Origin of the sequence: Campylobacter sp. BCW_4321 (assembly GCF_001763075.1) — a bacterium.
In the GTDB taxonomy this organism is placed as follows: Bacteria; Campylobacterota; Campylobacteria; order Campylobacterales; family Campylobacteraceae; genus Campylobacter_D; species Campylobacter_D jejuni.
The window spans coordinates 43,874-57,781 of the sequence record NZ_MJYA01000018.1; the positions used below are offsets into that span (position 1 = coordinate 43,874).

The 13,908-nt window shown below is 31.4% G+C and carries 12 protein-coding genes and 1 pseudogene; 7 read left to right on the forward strand and 6 right to left on the reverse strand.

From position 1 onward, the window contains the following. Nucleotides 1–96 precede the first annotated feature (96 nt). On the forward strand, nucleotides 97–2,070 hold the full coding sequence (gene uvrB / locus AJN58_RS03315) for an excinuclease ABC subunit UvrB (protein WP_070278447.1): 1,974 nt from the start codon (nucleotides 97–99) through the stop codon (nucleotides 2,068–2,070). Here uvrB and AJN58_RS03320 read toward each other — a convergent pair. The 6 genes and pseudogenes from AJN58_RS03320 to AJN58_RS03340 all read right to left on the reverse strand — a co-directional run bounded on the left by AJN58_RS03320 (nucleotide 2,065) and on the right by AJN58_RS03340 (nucleotide 9,517). After that, a complete protein-coding gene (locus tag AJN58_RS03320; RefSeq protein ID WP_070233193.1) occupies nucleotides 2,065–3,996 on the reverse strand; it encodes a sensor histidine kinase in 1,932 nt (643 codons plus the stop codon). The genes uvrB and AJN58_RS03320 overlap by 6 nt on opposite strands. A 2-nt stretch (nucleotides 3,997–3,998) precedes the next feature. Beyond that, entirely contained in the window at nucleotides 3,999–4,607 is a 609-nt protein-coding gene (gene kdpC, locus AJN58_RS03325) for a potassium-transporting ATPase subunit KdpC (protein ID WP_070233191.1), read from the reverse strand. A 1-nt stretch (nucleotide 4,608) separates the two neighbouring features. Further along, a complete protein-coding gene (gene kdpB / locus AJN58_RS03330; RefSeq protein WP_070233189.1) occupies nucleotides 4,609–6,654 on the reverse strand; it encodes a potassium-transporting ATPase subunit KdpB in 2,046 nt (681 codons plus the stop codon). A 9-nt stretch (nucleotides 6,655–6,663) separates the two neighbouring features. Continuing rightward, nucleotides 6,664–8,355: a potassium-transporting ATPase subunit KdpA gene (kdpA, locus tag AJN58_RS03335; RefSeq protein WP_070210739.1), complete on the reverse strand. Its 1,692-nt coding sequence runs from the start codon at nucleotides 8,353–8,355 to the stop codon at nucleotides 6,664–6,666. Nucleotides 8,356–8,364: 9 nt separating this feature from the next. Then, a pseudogene (kdpF, locus tag AJN58_RS09750) lies at nucleotides 8,365–8,552 on the reverse strand (K(+)-transporting ATPase subunit F). A 275-nt stretch (nucleotides 8,553–8,827) separates the two neighbouring features. Continuing rightward, nucleotides 8,828–9,517 (reverse strand): XRE family transcriptional regulator, encoded by a 690-nt coding sequence (locus tag AJN58_RS03340; protein ID WP_070278910.1) that lies wholly within the window; start codon nucleotides 9,515–9,517, stop codon nucleotides 8,828–8,830. Nucleotides 9,518–9,796: 279 nt separating this feature from the next. Here AJN58_RS03340 and AJN58_RS03345 point away from each other — a divergent pair, with 279 nt between their 5' ends. From AJN58_RS03345 to AJN58_RS03370, 6 genes are all read left to right on the forward strand, one after another. Beyond that, nucleotides 9,797–9,997: a hypothetical protein gene (locus tag AJN58_RS03345; RefSeq protein ID WP_002790505.1), complete on the forward strand. Its 201-nt coding sequence runs from the start codon at nucleotides 9,797–9,799 to the stop codon at nucleotides 9,995–9,997. Continuing rightward, nucleotides 9,998–12,115: a Mu transposase C-terminal domain-containing protein gene (locus AJN58_RS03350; protein ID WP_070291971.1), complete on the forward strand. Its 2,118-nt coding sequence runs from the start codon at nucleotides 9,998–10,000 to the stop codon at nucleotides 12,113–12,115. A gap of 88 nt (nucleotides 12,116–12,203) precedes the next feature. Continuing rightward, entirely contained in the window at nucleotides 12,204–13,061 is an 858-nt protein-coding gene (locus tag AJN58_RS03355) for an AAA family ATPase (protein ID WP_002790751.1), read from the forward strand. Further along, complete coding sequence (locus tag AJN58_RS03360; protein WP_070291973.1) at nucleotides 13,058–13,249, forward strand: sigma factor-like helix-turn-helix DNA-binding protein; 192 nt, start codon at nucleotides 13,058–13,060, stop codon at nucleotides 13,247–13,249. Before AJN58_RS03355 ends, AJN58_RS03360 begins: the two co-directional genes overlap by 4 nt. Next, nucleotides 13,246–13,431 carry a hypothetical protein gene (locus AJN58_RS03365; RefSeq protein ID WP_002824157.1) on the forward strand — a complete coding sequence of 62 codons (186 nt, stop codon included), beginning with the start codon at nucleotides 13,246–13,248 and terminating at the stop codon, nucleotides 13,429–13,431. Before AJN58_RS03360 ends, AJN58_RS03365 begins: the two co-directional genes overlap by 4 nt. 132 nt (nucleotides 13,432–13,563) lie before the next feature. Further along, nucleotides 13,564–13,905: a DUF4406 domain-containing protein gene (locus AJN58_RS03370; protein WP_070291975.1), complete on the forward strand. Its 342-nt coding sequence runs from the start codon at nucleotides 13,564–13,566 to the stop codon at nucleotides 13,903–13,905. Nucleotides 13,906–13,908: the final 3 nt, after the last annotated feature.

The window sequence follows — 13,908 nt, forward strand, 5'->3', positions numbered from 1 at the left end:
AGAAAAAAATTTAAATTTAGGTTTTTATTGTCAATTAATTTTTAATTAAAGCATTTTCTTTTAAAATTTTTTCAAAAATAAAAATAAAGTAGAAAAATGTTAGAACTTACCAGCGAATTTAAACCCAGTCCCGATCAACAAGAAGCCATAAAAGGCATAGTAAAAAGTATAAAAAAAGGCAACAAATATCAAACCTTACTAGGCGTTACAGGAAGTGGAAAAACCTTTACCATGGCAAATGTCATTAAAGAACTTAATATACCCACTCTTATCATGAGTCACAACAAAAGCCTTTGCGCTCAACTTTATAGCGAATTTAAAGGCTTTTTTTCTAAAAATCATGTGGAATATTTTATATCTTATTATGATTATTATCAACCTGAAGCCTATATCCCACGCACTGATGTTTTCATAGAAAAAGACAGCTCTACTAACGAAGACTTAGAACGTTTAAGACTGAGTGCTACTGCTTCTCTTTTAAGTTATGAAGATGTAGTTTGCATAGCTAGTGTTTCGGCAAATTATGGACTTGGTAATCCAAATGAATACATAGGCATGGTTTTAATCTTTGAACTAGGTATGCAAATTTCACAAAAAGAACTTTTAAAAAAACTTGTAGATATGGGTTATAAAAGAAATGATAATTTTTTTGATCGTGCAGATTTTAGAGTTCAAGGAGATATTATAGACATTTATCCAGCTTATTATGAAGATGAAGTAGTAAGGCTTGAATTTTTTGGCGATGAGCTTGATACTATGTATCATTACAATGTTTTAGAAAATAAAAAAGGCAAAGATTTAAAACGCTTCATACTCTATCCTACAAGCCAGTTTAGCGTGGGCGAAATAAGACTAAAACAAGCGATAAAAGATATCAAAGCAGAACTTAACGAACGCCTTGCTTATTTTGAACATGAAAATAAACTCGTAGAATATCAACGCCTTAAACAAAGGGTTGAATTTGATCTTGAAATGCTTACAAGCACAGGAATGTGTAAAGGTGTTGAAAATTATGCAAGGCATTTAACAGGACTTAAAGAAGGTGATACTCCTTATACGCTTTTTGATTATTTTGCGATTAAAGATAGAAAATTTCTTGTTATAGTCGATGAAAGCCATGTATCTTTACCACAATTTAGGGGTATGTTTGCAGGAGATAGAAGCAGAAAACAAACCTTGGTTGATTATGGTTTTCGTTTGCCTTCAGCCTTGGATAACCGTCCTTTAATGTTTGATGAATTTATCCATAAAAATTGTCAATTTCTTTTTGTTTCAGCCACACCTGCACCTTTAGAACTTGAACTGAGTAAAGAAAATATCTTTCATCAAATCATGCGTCCTACAGGACTGCTTGATCCTTTAATAGAATTAAAAGATAGTGATAATCAGGTTGAAATTTTATTTGATGAGGCTAAAAAAGTCATACAAAGAAACGAACGGGTTTTAGTAACCGTGCTGACTAAAAAACTCGCTGAAGAACTTACAAGGTATTATTTAGAACTTGGTATAAAAGTCAAATACATGCACTCAGATATCGATGCTATAGAACGCAATGAAATCATAAGAGGTTTAAGAAGCGGTGCTTTTGATATGCTAATTGGCATTAACTTACTTAGAGAAGGACTTGATTTGCCTGAAGTTTCACTCATTGCCATTATGGATGCAGATAAGGAAGGCTTTTTAAGAAGTACAACAAGTTTAATCCAAACCATGGGAAGAGCAGCTAGAAATGTCAATGGTAAGGTTTTGCTTTTTTGTAAAAAGATTACAAAATCCATGCAAGAAGCTATGGATACCACCAATGAACGCCGCAAACTTCAAATGGCTTATAATAAAAAATACAATATTACCCCAACTTCAGTCAAACGCCATATTGAAGAAAGTTTGAAAAATGAAGAGGATTTAGGCGAAATTTATCGCAAAGGTAAAAAACTAGAAAAAATGCCAGCTAGCGAAAGAGCAAAACTTGTCAAGGAATTAAGAAAGCAAATGCTTGAAGCAGCAAAAGCACTTGAGTTTGAAAAAGCTGCTGCAATTAGAGATGAGATTAATAAATTAAGGGATTTATAATAAAAATATATCCCTTGTTCTAACTCCTGCCTCATTAAGTAAAGCACTTAAAATTTCATACTGAAAGTCTTGTAAGGGACGTTTTTCTTTTAAAACTATACCTATGACCCCTTTAGTTTTTTCTCCATCTTCTATAGGTAAATACATAGCATTAGCATTAGGCAGGGTATTTGTACAAACACCTGCTCTTTCTTTATTTGTTGCAACCCATTGAGCAATAGCAATCTCATCAGCACTAAAACAATTTTTTAACATTTGCTTATCATCGTTAAAAAACAACAAAGGTTTCGATAAAATATTGTTTTTATTTATAGGATAAATAATAATAGGTAAATTTAATAATTTTAAAGCTTGATTTCCAAGTTGTTCCCAAAGTTCTTGTTTACTTTTCACTCTTGCTAACTTTTCACTATTTTCAAGCAAAATAGCTGTTCTATAAGCTCTTTTAGTGAGTTCTTTAGATTGCAATTTTAATCTTCTAGTAAAAACAGCTGTTAAAAATCCAACTATAAACATAGTCGTAAAAGTAATAATATTTCCACTATCATGAACTTTAAGACTAAAAATAGGTTCTAAAAAGAAAAAATTATAAATCAAAACACTTACCAAAGAAGAATAAAAGGCGAAAATTTTATTATCAGAAATAAAAGAAGAAGCAAAAACTGCTAAAATAAAAATCATAACTATATTACTTGGTTGAGTATTAAATTTATGAAATACAAAAGCTATAAAAGTTGCTAAAAGCAAAACTCCTGTGATTTTTAAAAAACCTAAAAAATCAAAACCTTTTTTACTTCGTATTTTAGGAGTAGAAATTTGATTTTCATTAACAAGATATAAATCAATATTGGGTGCTTTTTTAGCAACAGCTTCAAAAATCTCTTCTTTAAACTTTTTTTTATCTTTATTTTTACCTAAAACAATTTTAGAAACATTGCTAAGGCTTGAATACTCTGCAATTTGTCTTGCTATATCATCATCATATACGCTAATGATTTCAGCATTAAAACTTTTAGCTAGTTCTATATTTTCTTCTAAGGCTTTTTCTTCTTTAATATTGGGATTTTTTATATAAAGCGCACTCAATTTAGCATGAAAAGCTAAAGCAAGTCTTGCAGCTGCACGAATAACCTTTGCATTTGAAGCATTAATACAAACTAAAATATGCTCTCCAGTATGATAAGCTAAATCATCATTAATAAGCCTTTGTTCACTTGCTCTTAAATTCACTCTTGAAGCAAGTCTTCTTAAGGCAATCTCACGCAAAGCTATAAGTCTTTCTTGACGAAAGAAATTTTCAAGTGCTAGTTTAGCTTGTTTTTCCTTATAAATTTTACCATCTTGCATTCTTTTTAAAAGCTTATTAGGTTCAATATCAACAAGCTCAACCTGATCAGCCTCATCAAAAATACGATCAGGAATACGCTCTTTAACTTCTATCTTACTGATATTAGCGACTAAATCATTTAAACTTTCTAAATGTTGTATATTTAAAGTAGTATAAACATCAATCCCTGCTTTTAGAAGTTCTTCTATATCTTGAAAACGCTTTTCATTACGCAAGCCTTTAGCATTAGTGTGTGCAAGCTCATCTACTAAAACCAAAGCAGGTTTTCTCTTAAGGGTAGCGTCTAAATCAAATTCTTTTAATACTATATTTTTATAAGGAATTTCAAGATTAGCTATACTTTCAAAACCTTGTGTTAAAGCCATTGTTTCAGGTCTATCGTGAGGCTCTATATAGCCTAAAACAACATCAACTCCATTATCCCTTAAAGTTCTAGCTTCACTTAACATAGCATAAGTTTTTCCAGAACCTGCAGCATAACCTAAGAAGATTTTTAATTTTGCAAGTTTGTTTTTTTCTTCTTCCTTGGCTTTAACCTCAAGTTTTTTAAGAATTTGTTCAGGACTTTGTCTTTGCATGTTTATTCTTTTTTCATGGCTTTAGCAATAGCTATATTAACGGCTAAAACATTAACCTTTTCTTCCCCAAAAATCCCTAAAAATTTAGACTCTGTATTTTCTTGAATGATTTTTTCTAATTCTTCTTTGGTGATTTTTGAAGATTGACTTATCCTAGGAATTTGCACTAGGGCTGCTTGAAGACTGATATGAGGATCAAGTCCTGATCCCGAAGCGCTTAACAAATCCAAAGGAATTTGTTCTTTTGTAATTTGCGGATTTTCATCTAAAAATTTTTGCAAATCTTTTTGCACACGCTCTTTTAAAGCAGGATTTGACATAGCATAATTAAATCCACCTGAACTTACACTGCTTTCATTTGTATCACTTGTATTGTAATTTGATACAGATGCTCTTGAATGTAGAAAATAAGGCTTATTAAAATCTTGACCCAAAAGCTTTGAACCTACCGCTTTGCTTATATCCAAAGTCGGACGACCTTCTTTATCCACTAAACTTCCACTTGATTGATAAGGAAAAATAAATTTTGCAACTGTATTTAAAGCAAAAGGATAAACAAAAGTACACAATATTAACATTATCACAAAAAAACTAAGCAAAGTTCTAAGCATATCACACTCCTAAAATTCTAAGTATCCAAGCTGTAGGAATATCAATTATTTTTATCCCTATAAAAGGTGCTATCATACCACCTAAACCATAAATACTCAAATTTCTTAAAAGCAAATGCTCGCTTTTCATAGGCTTAAATTTAACTCCACGCATAGCAATAGGTATGAGCAAAGGTATAATAATAGCATTAAAAATAAGTGCTGATAAAATAGCACTTTGCGGGGTAGCCAAATGCATAATATTTAAAATTTGCATTTGAGGTAAAACCACACTAAACATAGCAGGTAAAATAGCAAAATACTTAGCAATATCATTTGCCATACTAAAAGTTGTAAGACTACCCCTAGTAATAAGCAAACCTTTTCCTATTTCAACTACTTCTAAAATTTTAGTAGGATTAGAATCAAGATCTATCATATTGGCTGCTTCTTTGGCTGCTTGAGTTCCTGAGTTCATAGCTATACCTACATCAGCTTGCGCAAGAGCTGGAGCATCATTGGTTCCATCTCCTGTCATGGCTACTATCTTACCTTGAGCTTGTTCTTTTTTAATGGCTTCTATTTTATCTTCAGGCTTGCATTCTGCTATAAATCCATCAAGCCCTGCTTCTTTAGCTATAGTAGCTGCTGTTAAAGGATTATCTCCGGTACACATTAAAGTTTTTATGCCCATTTTTCTAAGCTCATCAAAGCGCTCTTTAAGTCCTGGTTTTACTGTATCCTTTAGATAAATTACTCCTAAAATTTTTTCATTTTTACACACTACCAAAGGAGTGCCACCAAGATTTGAAATTTCCATTACCTTAGTTTCTAAATCACTAGGAATTTTTCCATTCATTTCGCTTATACAAGCCCTTATAGCATCAAAAGCACCTTTACGAATTTTTGTATTATCTTGTAAATCCACACCGCTCATTCTATTTTGAGCGCTAAATTCGATAAATTCTTTAATATCATTACCTTCTAATTCATAATCCATTTTTTGAGCCAATGCAACTATGCTTTTACCTTCTGGAGTTTCATCTTTTAAAGAGGATAAAACACAAGCTTTAATCATTTCTTCTTTACTTATACCTTGGACTTCATAAAATTCATTTGCCAAACGGTTTCCAAAAGTAATCGTTCCTGTTTTATCCAAAATCATAGTATCAACATCACCACAACTTTCAACAGCTTTGCCTGAAAGTGCGATCACATTAAAACGCGTTACCCTGTCCATACCTGCTATTCCTATAGCTGATAAAAGCCCCCCTATAGTTGTAGGAATAAGACATACAAGCAATGCTACTAACCACGAAATAGGCAAACTCACGCCTAAAAATTGCATAAAAGGATATAAACTTACAACCACCACCAAAAAACTCAAACTAAGAACAATTAAAAGAGTATTAAGAGCAATTTCATTTGGAGTTTTTTGACGCGCAGCACCTTCTACAAGATTGATCATTTTATCTAAAAAACTTTCCCCAGCTCCAACTAAAATTTTAATCTTTAAAAAATCAGTTAAAACCGTAGTCCCACCTGTAACAGAAGAAAAATCACCGCCCGCTTCACGCATAACAGGAGCACTTTCACCTGTAATAGCTGATTCATCAACACTTGCAGCGCCTTCTATAATTTCTCCATCATTAGGTATAAGTTCACCTGCTTTAACTAAAACTATATCACCTATTTTTAACTCGCTAGAATTAAGCATTTCTTCACTGCCATCACTTTTTATGCGTCTAGCTTTAGAATCCTTTTTGCTTTGTCTTAAAGTAGCTGCTTGGGCTTTACCCCTTCCTTCTGCAATACTTTCTGCAAAATTTGCAAAAAGCAAGGTTATAAATAAAATAAAAGTGATTAAGATGTTATAAATTCTTTCATCAGAATTTCCATTAAACAAAGTAGGAAAAATACTTAAAATCAAAGTAAGAATGAATCCAACTTCCACCATAAACATAACAGGATTTTTTACCATAAAGCGTGGATCAAATTTTAAAAATGCTCCTTTTATGGCATTATTTAAAATTTCTTTTGTAATGAGTTTATTTTGTTTTTTAGACATTGACTCTCCTTAATGCCATAAAGATAAATATTCTGCAATGCTTGATAAAGTAAGCACCGGAAAAAAAGTAAGTGCAGCAAAAATATATATAATACAAACAAGCACAAACATAAAAGTTAAATTATCCGTTTTTAAAGAATTTGCAGTATTTTCTTGTGTATTTTTAGCCAAAAGCGATCCAGCTATAGCAAGCTGAGCTATTAAAACCAAATAACGCCCACAAAACATAGCAAAAGCTGTACTTAAATTCCAAAATAAATTATCATCTTTTAAACCTTCAAGTCCTGAACCATTATTTGCTGCCGAAGAACTAAATTCATACAAAATTTGAGCCAAGCCATGAAAGCTAGGATTGCTTATACTATCTTTTGCAAAAACAACAGCTAATGCACTTAAAACAAGGATTAATAAAGGATGGATAAGAATTACCAAAGCTATAAGCTTCATTTGTGCGCTTTCTATTTTTTTACCCAAGAATTCTGGAGTTCTGCCTATCATTAATGCACAAATAAACACGGTTAAAAGCACATAAATAATCATATTCATAAGCCCTACTCCTTCGCCACCAAAAGCTACATTTAACATCATATTTAACAAAGTAGCACTGATGCTTAAAGGATTTAAACTATCGTGCATATTATTGACGCTTCCTGTAGTAAAAGCAGTAGTTACAGCACTAAATAAACTCGAACCATCTGTGCCAAATCTTATTTCTTTACCTTCTAAATTTCCCAAATTTGCATTTAAACCCAAAGAATCCAAATTTGGATTTGACATTTTTTCGCTAAAATAAATTAAAAGTAAAGAAATGATAAAAATAATCCCCATTGCACCAAAAATAACTCCCCCTTCTTTTCCCATAAGAGCAAAACCTTGTCTTTCTTTTCTATGATAAACCATCAATCCAAAAGCTACAACACAGGCGCTAGGAATAAGCATCATGGATAAAATTTGTAAAAAATTTGTAAGTGAAGTAGGATTTTCAAAAGGCATACTTGAATTAGCACCAAAAAAACCACCCCCATTTGTCCCTAAATGTTTTATAGACTCAAGAGCTGCAACAGGACCTGTGGCAATACTTTGAAATTTATTTTCTAAAGTAAGCACGCTAAAATTTGCGTGATAGTTTTGCACCACGCCTTCAGAGATAAAAATTACAGCCAAAATAAAACTTAAAGGCAACATCAAACGCGTAATAATACGCGTAAAATCTTCATAAAAATTTCCCATTTGCATACCACATAAAGCACGACAAAAAGCCATACAAGCAGAATATCCACTTGCACTTGAAACAAACATAGCAAGTAAAATGCCTGTATTTTGGGAAAGCAAACTTAAAGCACTCTCTCCACTATAATGCTGAAGGTTTGTATTTGTAATAAAACTAATTACAGTATTTAAATTCAAATCCCCTTTCATAGAATTTATCGAATTGGGATTTAAAAAAAGTTTATCTTGTAAATAAAAAATCACGAAAGAAAAAATAGCCACTAAAGCATTAAAAGCAATTAAATGCAAAGAATATTTTTGCCAAGTCATATTTTTTCTATCAATCGCACAAATTTTATAAATTAAGTTATCAATTGGATTAAAAATAAAATCAAAAATAGTTTTTTTACAGCTTGCAATTTTATAAAGATAATTTCCAAAAATTAAAGCCAATATAAAAGCTATAATCAGTGTTATTAAAATTTCTAGCATATTTTTCCTTTAAAATTTTTCAGGATATAATAGAGCATAAAATAAATAAAGAGCAAGTATTAAGCTTAAAACTAGTAAAAATATCATCCGCGTGTCCTAGTTTGAATTTCACAAAAACGGATAAAAAACCATAAACTACCAAAAGCTAAAAGCAGAAGCAAAGCAAAGATAACATCCATAGGATAGCCCTTTCTCATTGATTCAAAATAGGATTTATTCTATCCTTGTTAAGCTTATATTTTGATTAATACTAATTTTATGATTTATTTATAATTTTTATCTATATTATAAAGATATGTAAAAAAGTAAAGTGAGAGAAATTTTAATCAAAGTATTATTTTATAGTATTTTGATGAGATTTTTTTAGAAATCAAAGTGAGCTTTTATCTTTACATTTTTTTACATTGTGCTTTACACATTTTTACATTCTTTTTACAAATACTTTACAAAATCTTTTAAACACCTTTAAAAATTAAAGAGTAGTCTTTTTAAAATATCCTACAACGCGTCCGAGTATTTCAAAGTTTTCACCTTCTAAATTAATGGGCTCATACGCTTTGTTATCGCTAAGGAGTTTTAGCTTGGGGCGTTTTTGAAGGCGTTTTACATAAAGCTCATCTTCAATGCGTGTTACACAAATTTCGCCTTCTGCCACTTCTCCTTGCTGGATTAAAAGATAGCAATTTTCAGGAAGTGTTGGTGCCATAGAATCGCCTTGTCCTAAAATCACAGAGAGATTTATAAAAGAGTATAAGCCAAAACATTCACGCAAAAAACTTTTAGAAAGTCCCAAAGCTTGAGTGCTTTCTTCATCGTTATAAGTGCCACTTCCAGCACTTGCTCTTACATTTTCAAAAAAAGGAATGTTTATCATATCATCGTTTAAGGTTTCTTGTTGATTTTCCAACTTAGGGACACATTTATCTTGACTTAGGGACATTTTAGAAGACAGACTAAGGGACAACTTAGGGACATTCGCAAAATAATTCAAATCAATATCTAAAACTTTTGCAATTTTTATTAAATTATGTATTGTTATATTAGATTCTTTTGTTTCATATCTTTTTATTGAATCCAGTGAAACACCGCTTGATTTAGCTAATTCTAATTGTGTTAAGTTTTTAGCTTCTCTAGCATTTTTAATTTTTTGAGAAATATTCATAAAATACACCTTTTGTCTTGACAAGTTTAATAAATTACACTATAATTCTATTACTTTTAAAAGAATTGTATCACAAAAAGATTTTTTTTAAAAGTGGCTTGGGTGGGTGGGGATAATATCACTTTTGGAGCTTTAAAATGAAAGTTTTAAAGTGTAAAAAGGTGGTCGTAAAACTCAAGTTTGGAAGCTAAAAATCACTTTCAAACTTGAGTTATAAAATCATCTTTACCACTCCTTTTTTTGGAGTGGTTTAAGTGATTATACCATAAAGGAGTAAAAATGCGTAAAAGCTTTACAAGTTTAACTGAGCAAATGAGCAAAAAAGGCTTTAAGCTTCGTACTTGGGCTAAATTTAAAAAGTTAAATGAAAGCGATTATAGACTGCTTTTAAATATGAGCTATGGCAAAACAAAAGGTATAAGAGGCAGAGCCAAAGAATTAAAAGAAATGTTAGAAAAAGATGGATTTAAGGTGGCTTAAATGTGGATAAGCAGTAAAGAATTTGCAAAGCAATATGATATAAATTACGAAGCACTTAAAAAATCTTGTATTCGTGCAAATAAGCAGACTAAAAAAATTTGTATTTCAGGTAGTCATATAATACACTTTAAATACACCCAAGGCAAAGGACACGGTGGTAAAACCCTTCAAATCTGGTCTAAACCTTTAAATAAGGAAGAAACACAGCTAGTAGAGCAAGGTTTTAACATAGAAGATATAAGCAATACTACTACTATAACTCCTAAAACAACACAAGAAGTTTTAAGCAAAGCATTAAATGATGATGTTTTGCTTAAAAATTCTAAAGCCTTGCAAGTGCAAAACACTAACAAAACCAAACTTAGCGAAAATCAAATACAAATAAACAAAGATAGCTTAAGCCTCTTTGCAAAAGCCAGTTCTAAAAAGCAAAACTTAGCTTTACAAAAAGCCGCTGTGGTTAAAGAATGGCTACATGCTAAAGGCAAGATAAGCACAAATGATTTCATAAGCTATATTAACGCTAAAAAAATCTATGAGTTTAAACTCACACAAAACAAGCTCTTTTCTTGGCAAAAAGAATACTTAGCAAACGGACTTGATGCTTTAATAGATAAAAGAGAAAATAAAAAAGATGATGCCATTAGCACTCTTGGTATAAAAGAGCTTTTTATAAATACTTTGCTTGCTCAAAAAGGAAGGCTTAATGCTTCTAATATCCACAGGGTATTAAATTATGAATTAGCAAAGAATGGCAAGTTAGATTTAAAAGATTTTCTAGGCAAAAAAGATGAATTTATAAGCTATGAGTGTGTTTTAAGAAGTATGAAAAAATACTTAAAAGAAAACAAACTCATAAAAAATATCATCTTGCATGGCGAAGATGGAGCTATAAGCAGACATCTACCAGCACTTGGTGTGAGTAATTGGAAAGTAAATACCATCAATGAAATCGTAGAAATTGATGCAAGCCCACTTGATGCTATTTGTAAAGTAGATTTTATCAATGAAACTTATGGGCTAAAAGGCGATGAGTGCTCTTGGCATAAACGCTACACTATAATATCATTAATCGATACTTATAGTGGTGTGGCTAGCTTTTATCTAGGCTTTAGTGAAGATAGTTTAAGCATAGCAAGAGCCATTGCAAAATACATCAGCACTTATGGTGTGCCAAAATGCATACACTCAGATAATGGCAAGGCATTTTTAAGTAAAAATGTCAAAGCTCTTTTAGAGAGATTAAACATTGATTATAAAGCGATGCCAGCTTACAGTGGCTGGAGTAAGCCTTATGTAGAAAATAAATTCAAAGACTTACAAAACTCACTCACAGCCAATCTCGTCGGATATATAGGAGCTAACATCAAAGAAAGACAGGCTATTGAGTTTTTTTATTCTAAAAAAGAAAGAAGACTTAAAAAAGGCTATAAGACAAATCAAAGAAGACTTAAAACACTTGAGTATATGAGAGAGTGTATTGATGATTATAGTGCGTATTTTATGAATAATAAATGGCTTGATCGCTTAGGTGCTACTCCAAAAGAAAGTTTTGAAGCAAAGATTAGCGATGCTATTAGTATAGATGAGCTTAGCCTTAGTATGTATTTAGGCGGTGAATTAAAGCTTAGAAAGGTTCTAAATAAAGGATTAAGTCTTAATGGAACTCTTTTTTATAATCCAAAATTATACACCCATGAAGAAGTGTTTGTGTGTGAAAATCTTAATAACCAAAACGAAATCTTTTGCTTTGATAAACAAAAAGAACTTATTTGTGTAGCAAACAACTTAGATTTAGAACTTGGAGTAAGCATTGAAGAAGCTAAAGTTGCTAGAAAGCTTGTAAATAGAGCCATAAAAGCAAATAAAGACAAAATCGATGAGCAAAGAATGATTTTAGAAAAGAATATGGAAAAGTATTTAGCTCTTGGCAAGGAAAAACTAGAAAAAGTTAAAGCTCCAAAAACAAAAGCTAGTAACAACGCTAAAAAAGAACTTGAATTTTCAAAAGCCCTTGTTAGCAATGGTGATTTTGAACATTTGAGTACAAAAGTTATAAAAGATACCAAATGCAAAATTCCAAAATGGGAAAATGCTGCCAAAAAGGCAGGATATTAAAAGTCTTTAAAAGCTTTTAAAGTCTATTTAAACACGCTTTGAAAGTTTTTAAAAGCTTTTAAAAAAGCTTAAAAACAAAAGGATTTATATGCAAGAACTAAGCAAAGAATTAGAATGCTTTTTAGAGCAAAGCGGTATGAAGCCAAGTGCATTGGCAAGAGCGATTGGTGCGAGTGCTTCTTTAATCTCACAGATTAAAAGTGCAAGCTATAAAGGTGATGTGGCTTTATGGAGTAAAAAGATAAGAGATTTTATCGCTAATCACAAAGATAAGCAAAATGAAAAACCTAAAAAAGAACAACTTTTTAGAAGCCGTGATTTTTCTATGGCTACTTTTGTAATGAGCGAAGCTGTAAATGAAAAAGAAATCGCACTTATTTTTGGAGAAGCAGGAACAGGAAAAACCACTATTATAAACGAGTTTATTAAAACCAGACCACAAAGTATTTTAATAGAGGCAACTTGTCATACAAGTGTGGGTGTAATGCTTGATGAGCTTTTAAATGCTCTTAAAATCGAAGCAAATAGCAACAATGCTTCAAAACTAAAAGCAATTGCAAGATTTTTAAAGACCAATGAAAAGATTTTAATCGTAGATGAAGCCGAATATCTACCACTAAAGGCTTTGGAGGATTTAAGACGCATTGCGGATTTTGCTAGAGTGCCTCTTATTTTAGTAGGAACTGAGATTTTATACAAAAACCTAATGGGTAAAAACAAAGAGCTTAAACAACTTTACTCAAGGATTTGTGGTAAATGGATGATGAGAGGACTTAGCAAGGAAGAAAGTGATGAGTTTTTTGGCAAGGGCTATTTTAAATTTAGCAATGGTAATTTTAGAAGCTCTGCAAAGCTTTTAAAAAAGGCCTTAAGACTTGCAGAACTTGAAGAGTGCGAAATCAATGATGAGTTATTAACTAGTGCAAGCGAGATGGTTATATTATGAGTTTTGAAGAGATAGCTAAAGAACTTAATCTTAGCGTGACACGCGTTCATCAAATCTATACTGAAGCTCTTAGAAAGTTAAAGAGTCCTAAAAATAAAGACAAGTGGATGGCTATCTTTGAAACGATTGACTTAATCAAAAAAGAAAAAGTAAAGAAAGAAAACTTAATTAAAGGCGAGAAAAAATGATACCAATGATTAAAGGTGAGAAAGCTGATTATAGTGCTTCGCTTTTTGAGATAAAGGGTGTAAGCATTATTTATAAAGAAAGTGGAGTGTTTGTAGATGTTTTAAAAGGAATTTATCCTGATTATATTGCAAAAAAAATCATTCGTTTTCATTTGGGTAAAAAACTTAACAAAAGTGCTTAAATTAAAGCACTTTATAGAAACCTCGTCTTAACGGCGTCGCTTCGCTGGTTTTGATTAAGTTTTTTCTTTTTAAGTCTTTTTTGCAAAGACTTAAAAAGGGTAAAACCCTAAAATTATTAGAAAGGAAAATTCATGGCAATAGTTTATATCGCTTCTCCTTACAAAGCTTTAGCTGTAAGAGAAAGTCAAAGAAAAGCACAAGCTATTAGTGTAGCCCAGCAAGAATGCTTAAAAATTATGCGTGAATGTGAAGGCTTTACACCTGTTTCACCCATACTACAATTTAGCTATTTGGATGAAAACAAACACAGAGACAAAGCTTTACAAATGGGATTAGAGCTTTTAAAAGCAAGTGATTATATTTATATGAGCAATCATAAAGATGCTAAGTATTCTAAGGGAATGCAAGAAGAATTAGCATTAGCTAAAAAGCTTGGCATTAAAGAGCTAGTTTTGGAGTTGCCCTTACAATAAGGG

Bases quoted from the DNA above. Each gene is read 5' to 3' on its own strand.
- uvrB (WP_070278447.1), top strand. From the start codon at position 97: ATGTTAGAACTTACCAGCGAATTTAAACCCAGTCCCGATCAACAAGAA.
- AJN58_RS03320 (WP_070233193.1), bottom strand. From the start codon at position 3,996: ATGCAAAGACAAAGTCCTGAACAAATTCTTAAAAAACTTGAGGTTAAA.
- kdpC (WP_070233191.1), bottom strand. From the start codon at position 4,607: ATGCTTAGAACTTTGCTTAGTTTTTTTGTGATAATGTTAATATTGTGT.
- kdpB (WP_070233189.1), bottom strand. From the start codon at position 6,654: ATGTCTAAAAAACAAAATAAACTCATTACAAAAGAAATTTTAAATAAT.
- kdpA (WP_070210739.1), bottom strand. From the start codon at position 8,355: ATGCTAGAAATTTTAATAACACTGATTATAGCTTTTATATTGGCTTTA.
- AJN58_RS03340 (WP_070278910.1), bottom strand. From the start codon at position 9,517: ATGAATATTTCTCAAAAAATTAAAAATGCTAGAGAAGCTAAAAACTTA.
- AJN58_RS03345 (WP_002790505.1), top strand. From the start codon at position 9,797: ATGCGTAAAAGCTTTACAAGTTTAACTGAGCAAATGAGCAAAAAAGGC.
- AJN58_RS03350 (WP_070291971.1), top strand. From the start codon at position 9,998: ATGTGGATAAGCAGTAAAGAATTTGCAAAGCAATATGATATAAATTAC.
- AJN58_RS03355 (WP_002790751.1), top strand. From the start codon at position 12,204: ATGCAAGAACTAAGCAAAGAATTAGAATGCTTTTTAGAGCAAAGCGGT.
- AJN58_RS03360 (WP_070291973.1), top strand. From the start codon at position 13,058: ATGAGTTTTGAAGAGATAGCTAAAGAACTTAATCTTAGCGTGACACGC.
- AJN58_RS03365 (WP_002824157.1), top strand. From the start codon at position 13,246: ATGATACCAATGATTAAAGGTGAGAAAGCTGATTATAGTGCTTCGCTT.
- AJN58_RS03370 (WP_070291975.1), top strand. From the start codon at position 13,564: ATGGCAATAGTTTATATCGCTTCTCCTTACAAAGCTTTAGCTGTAAGA.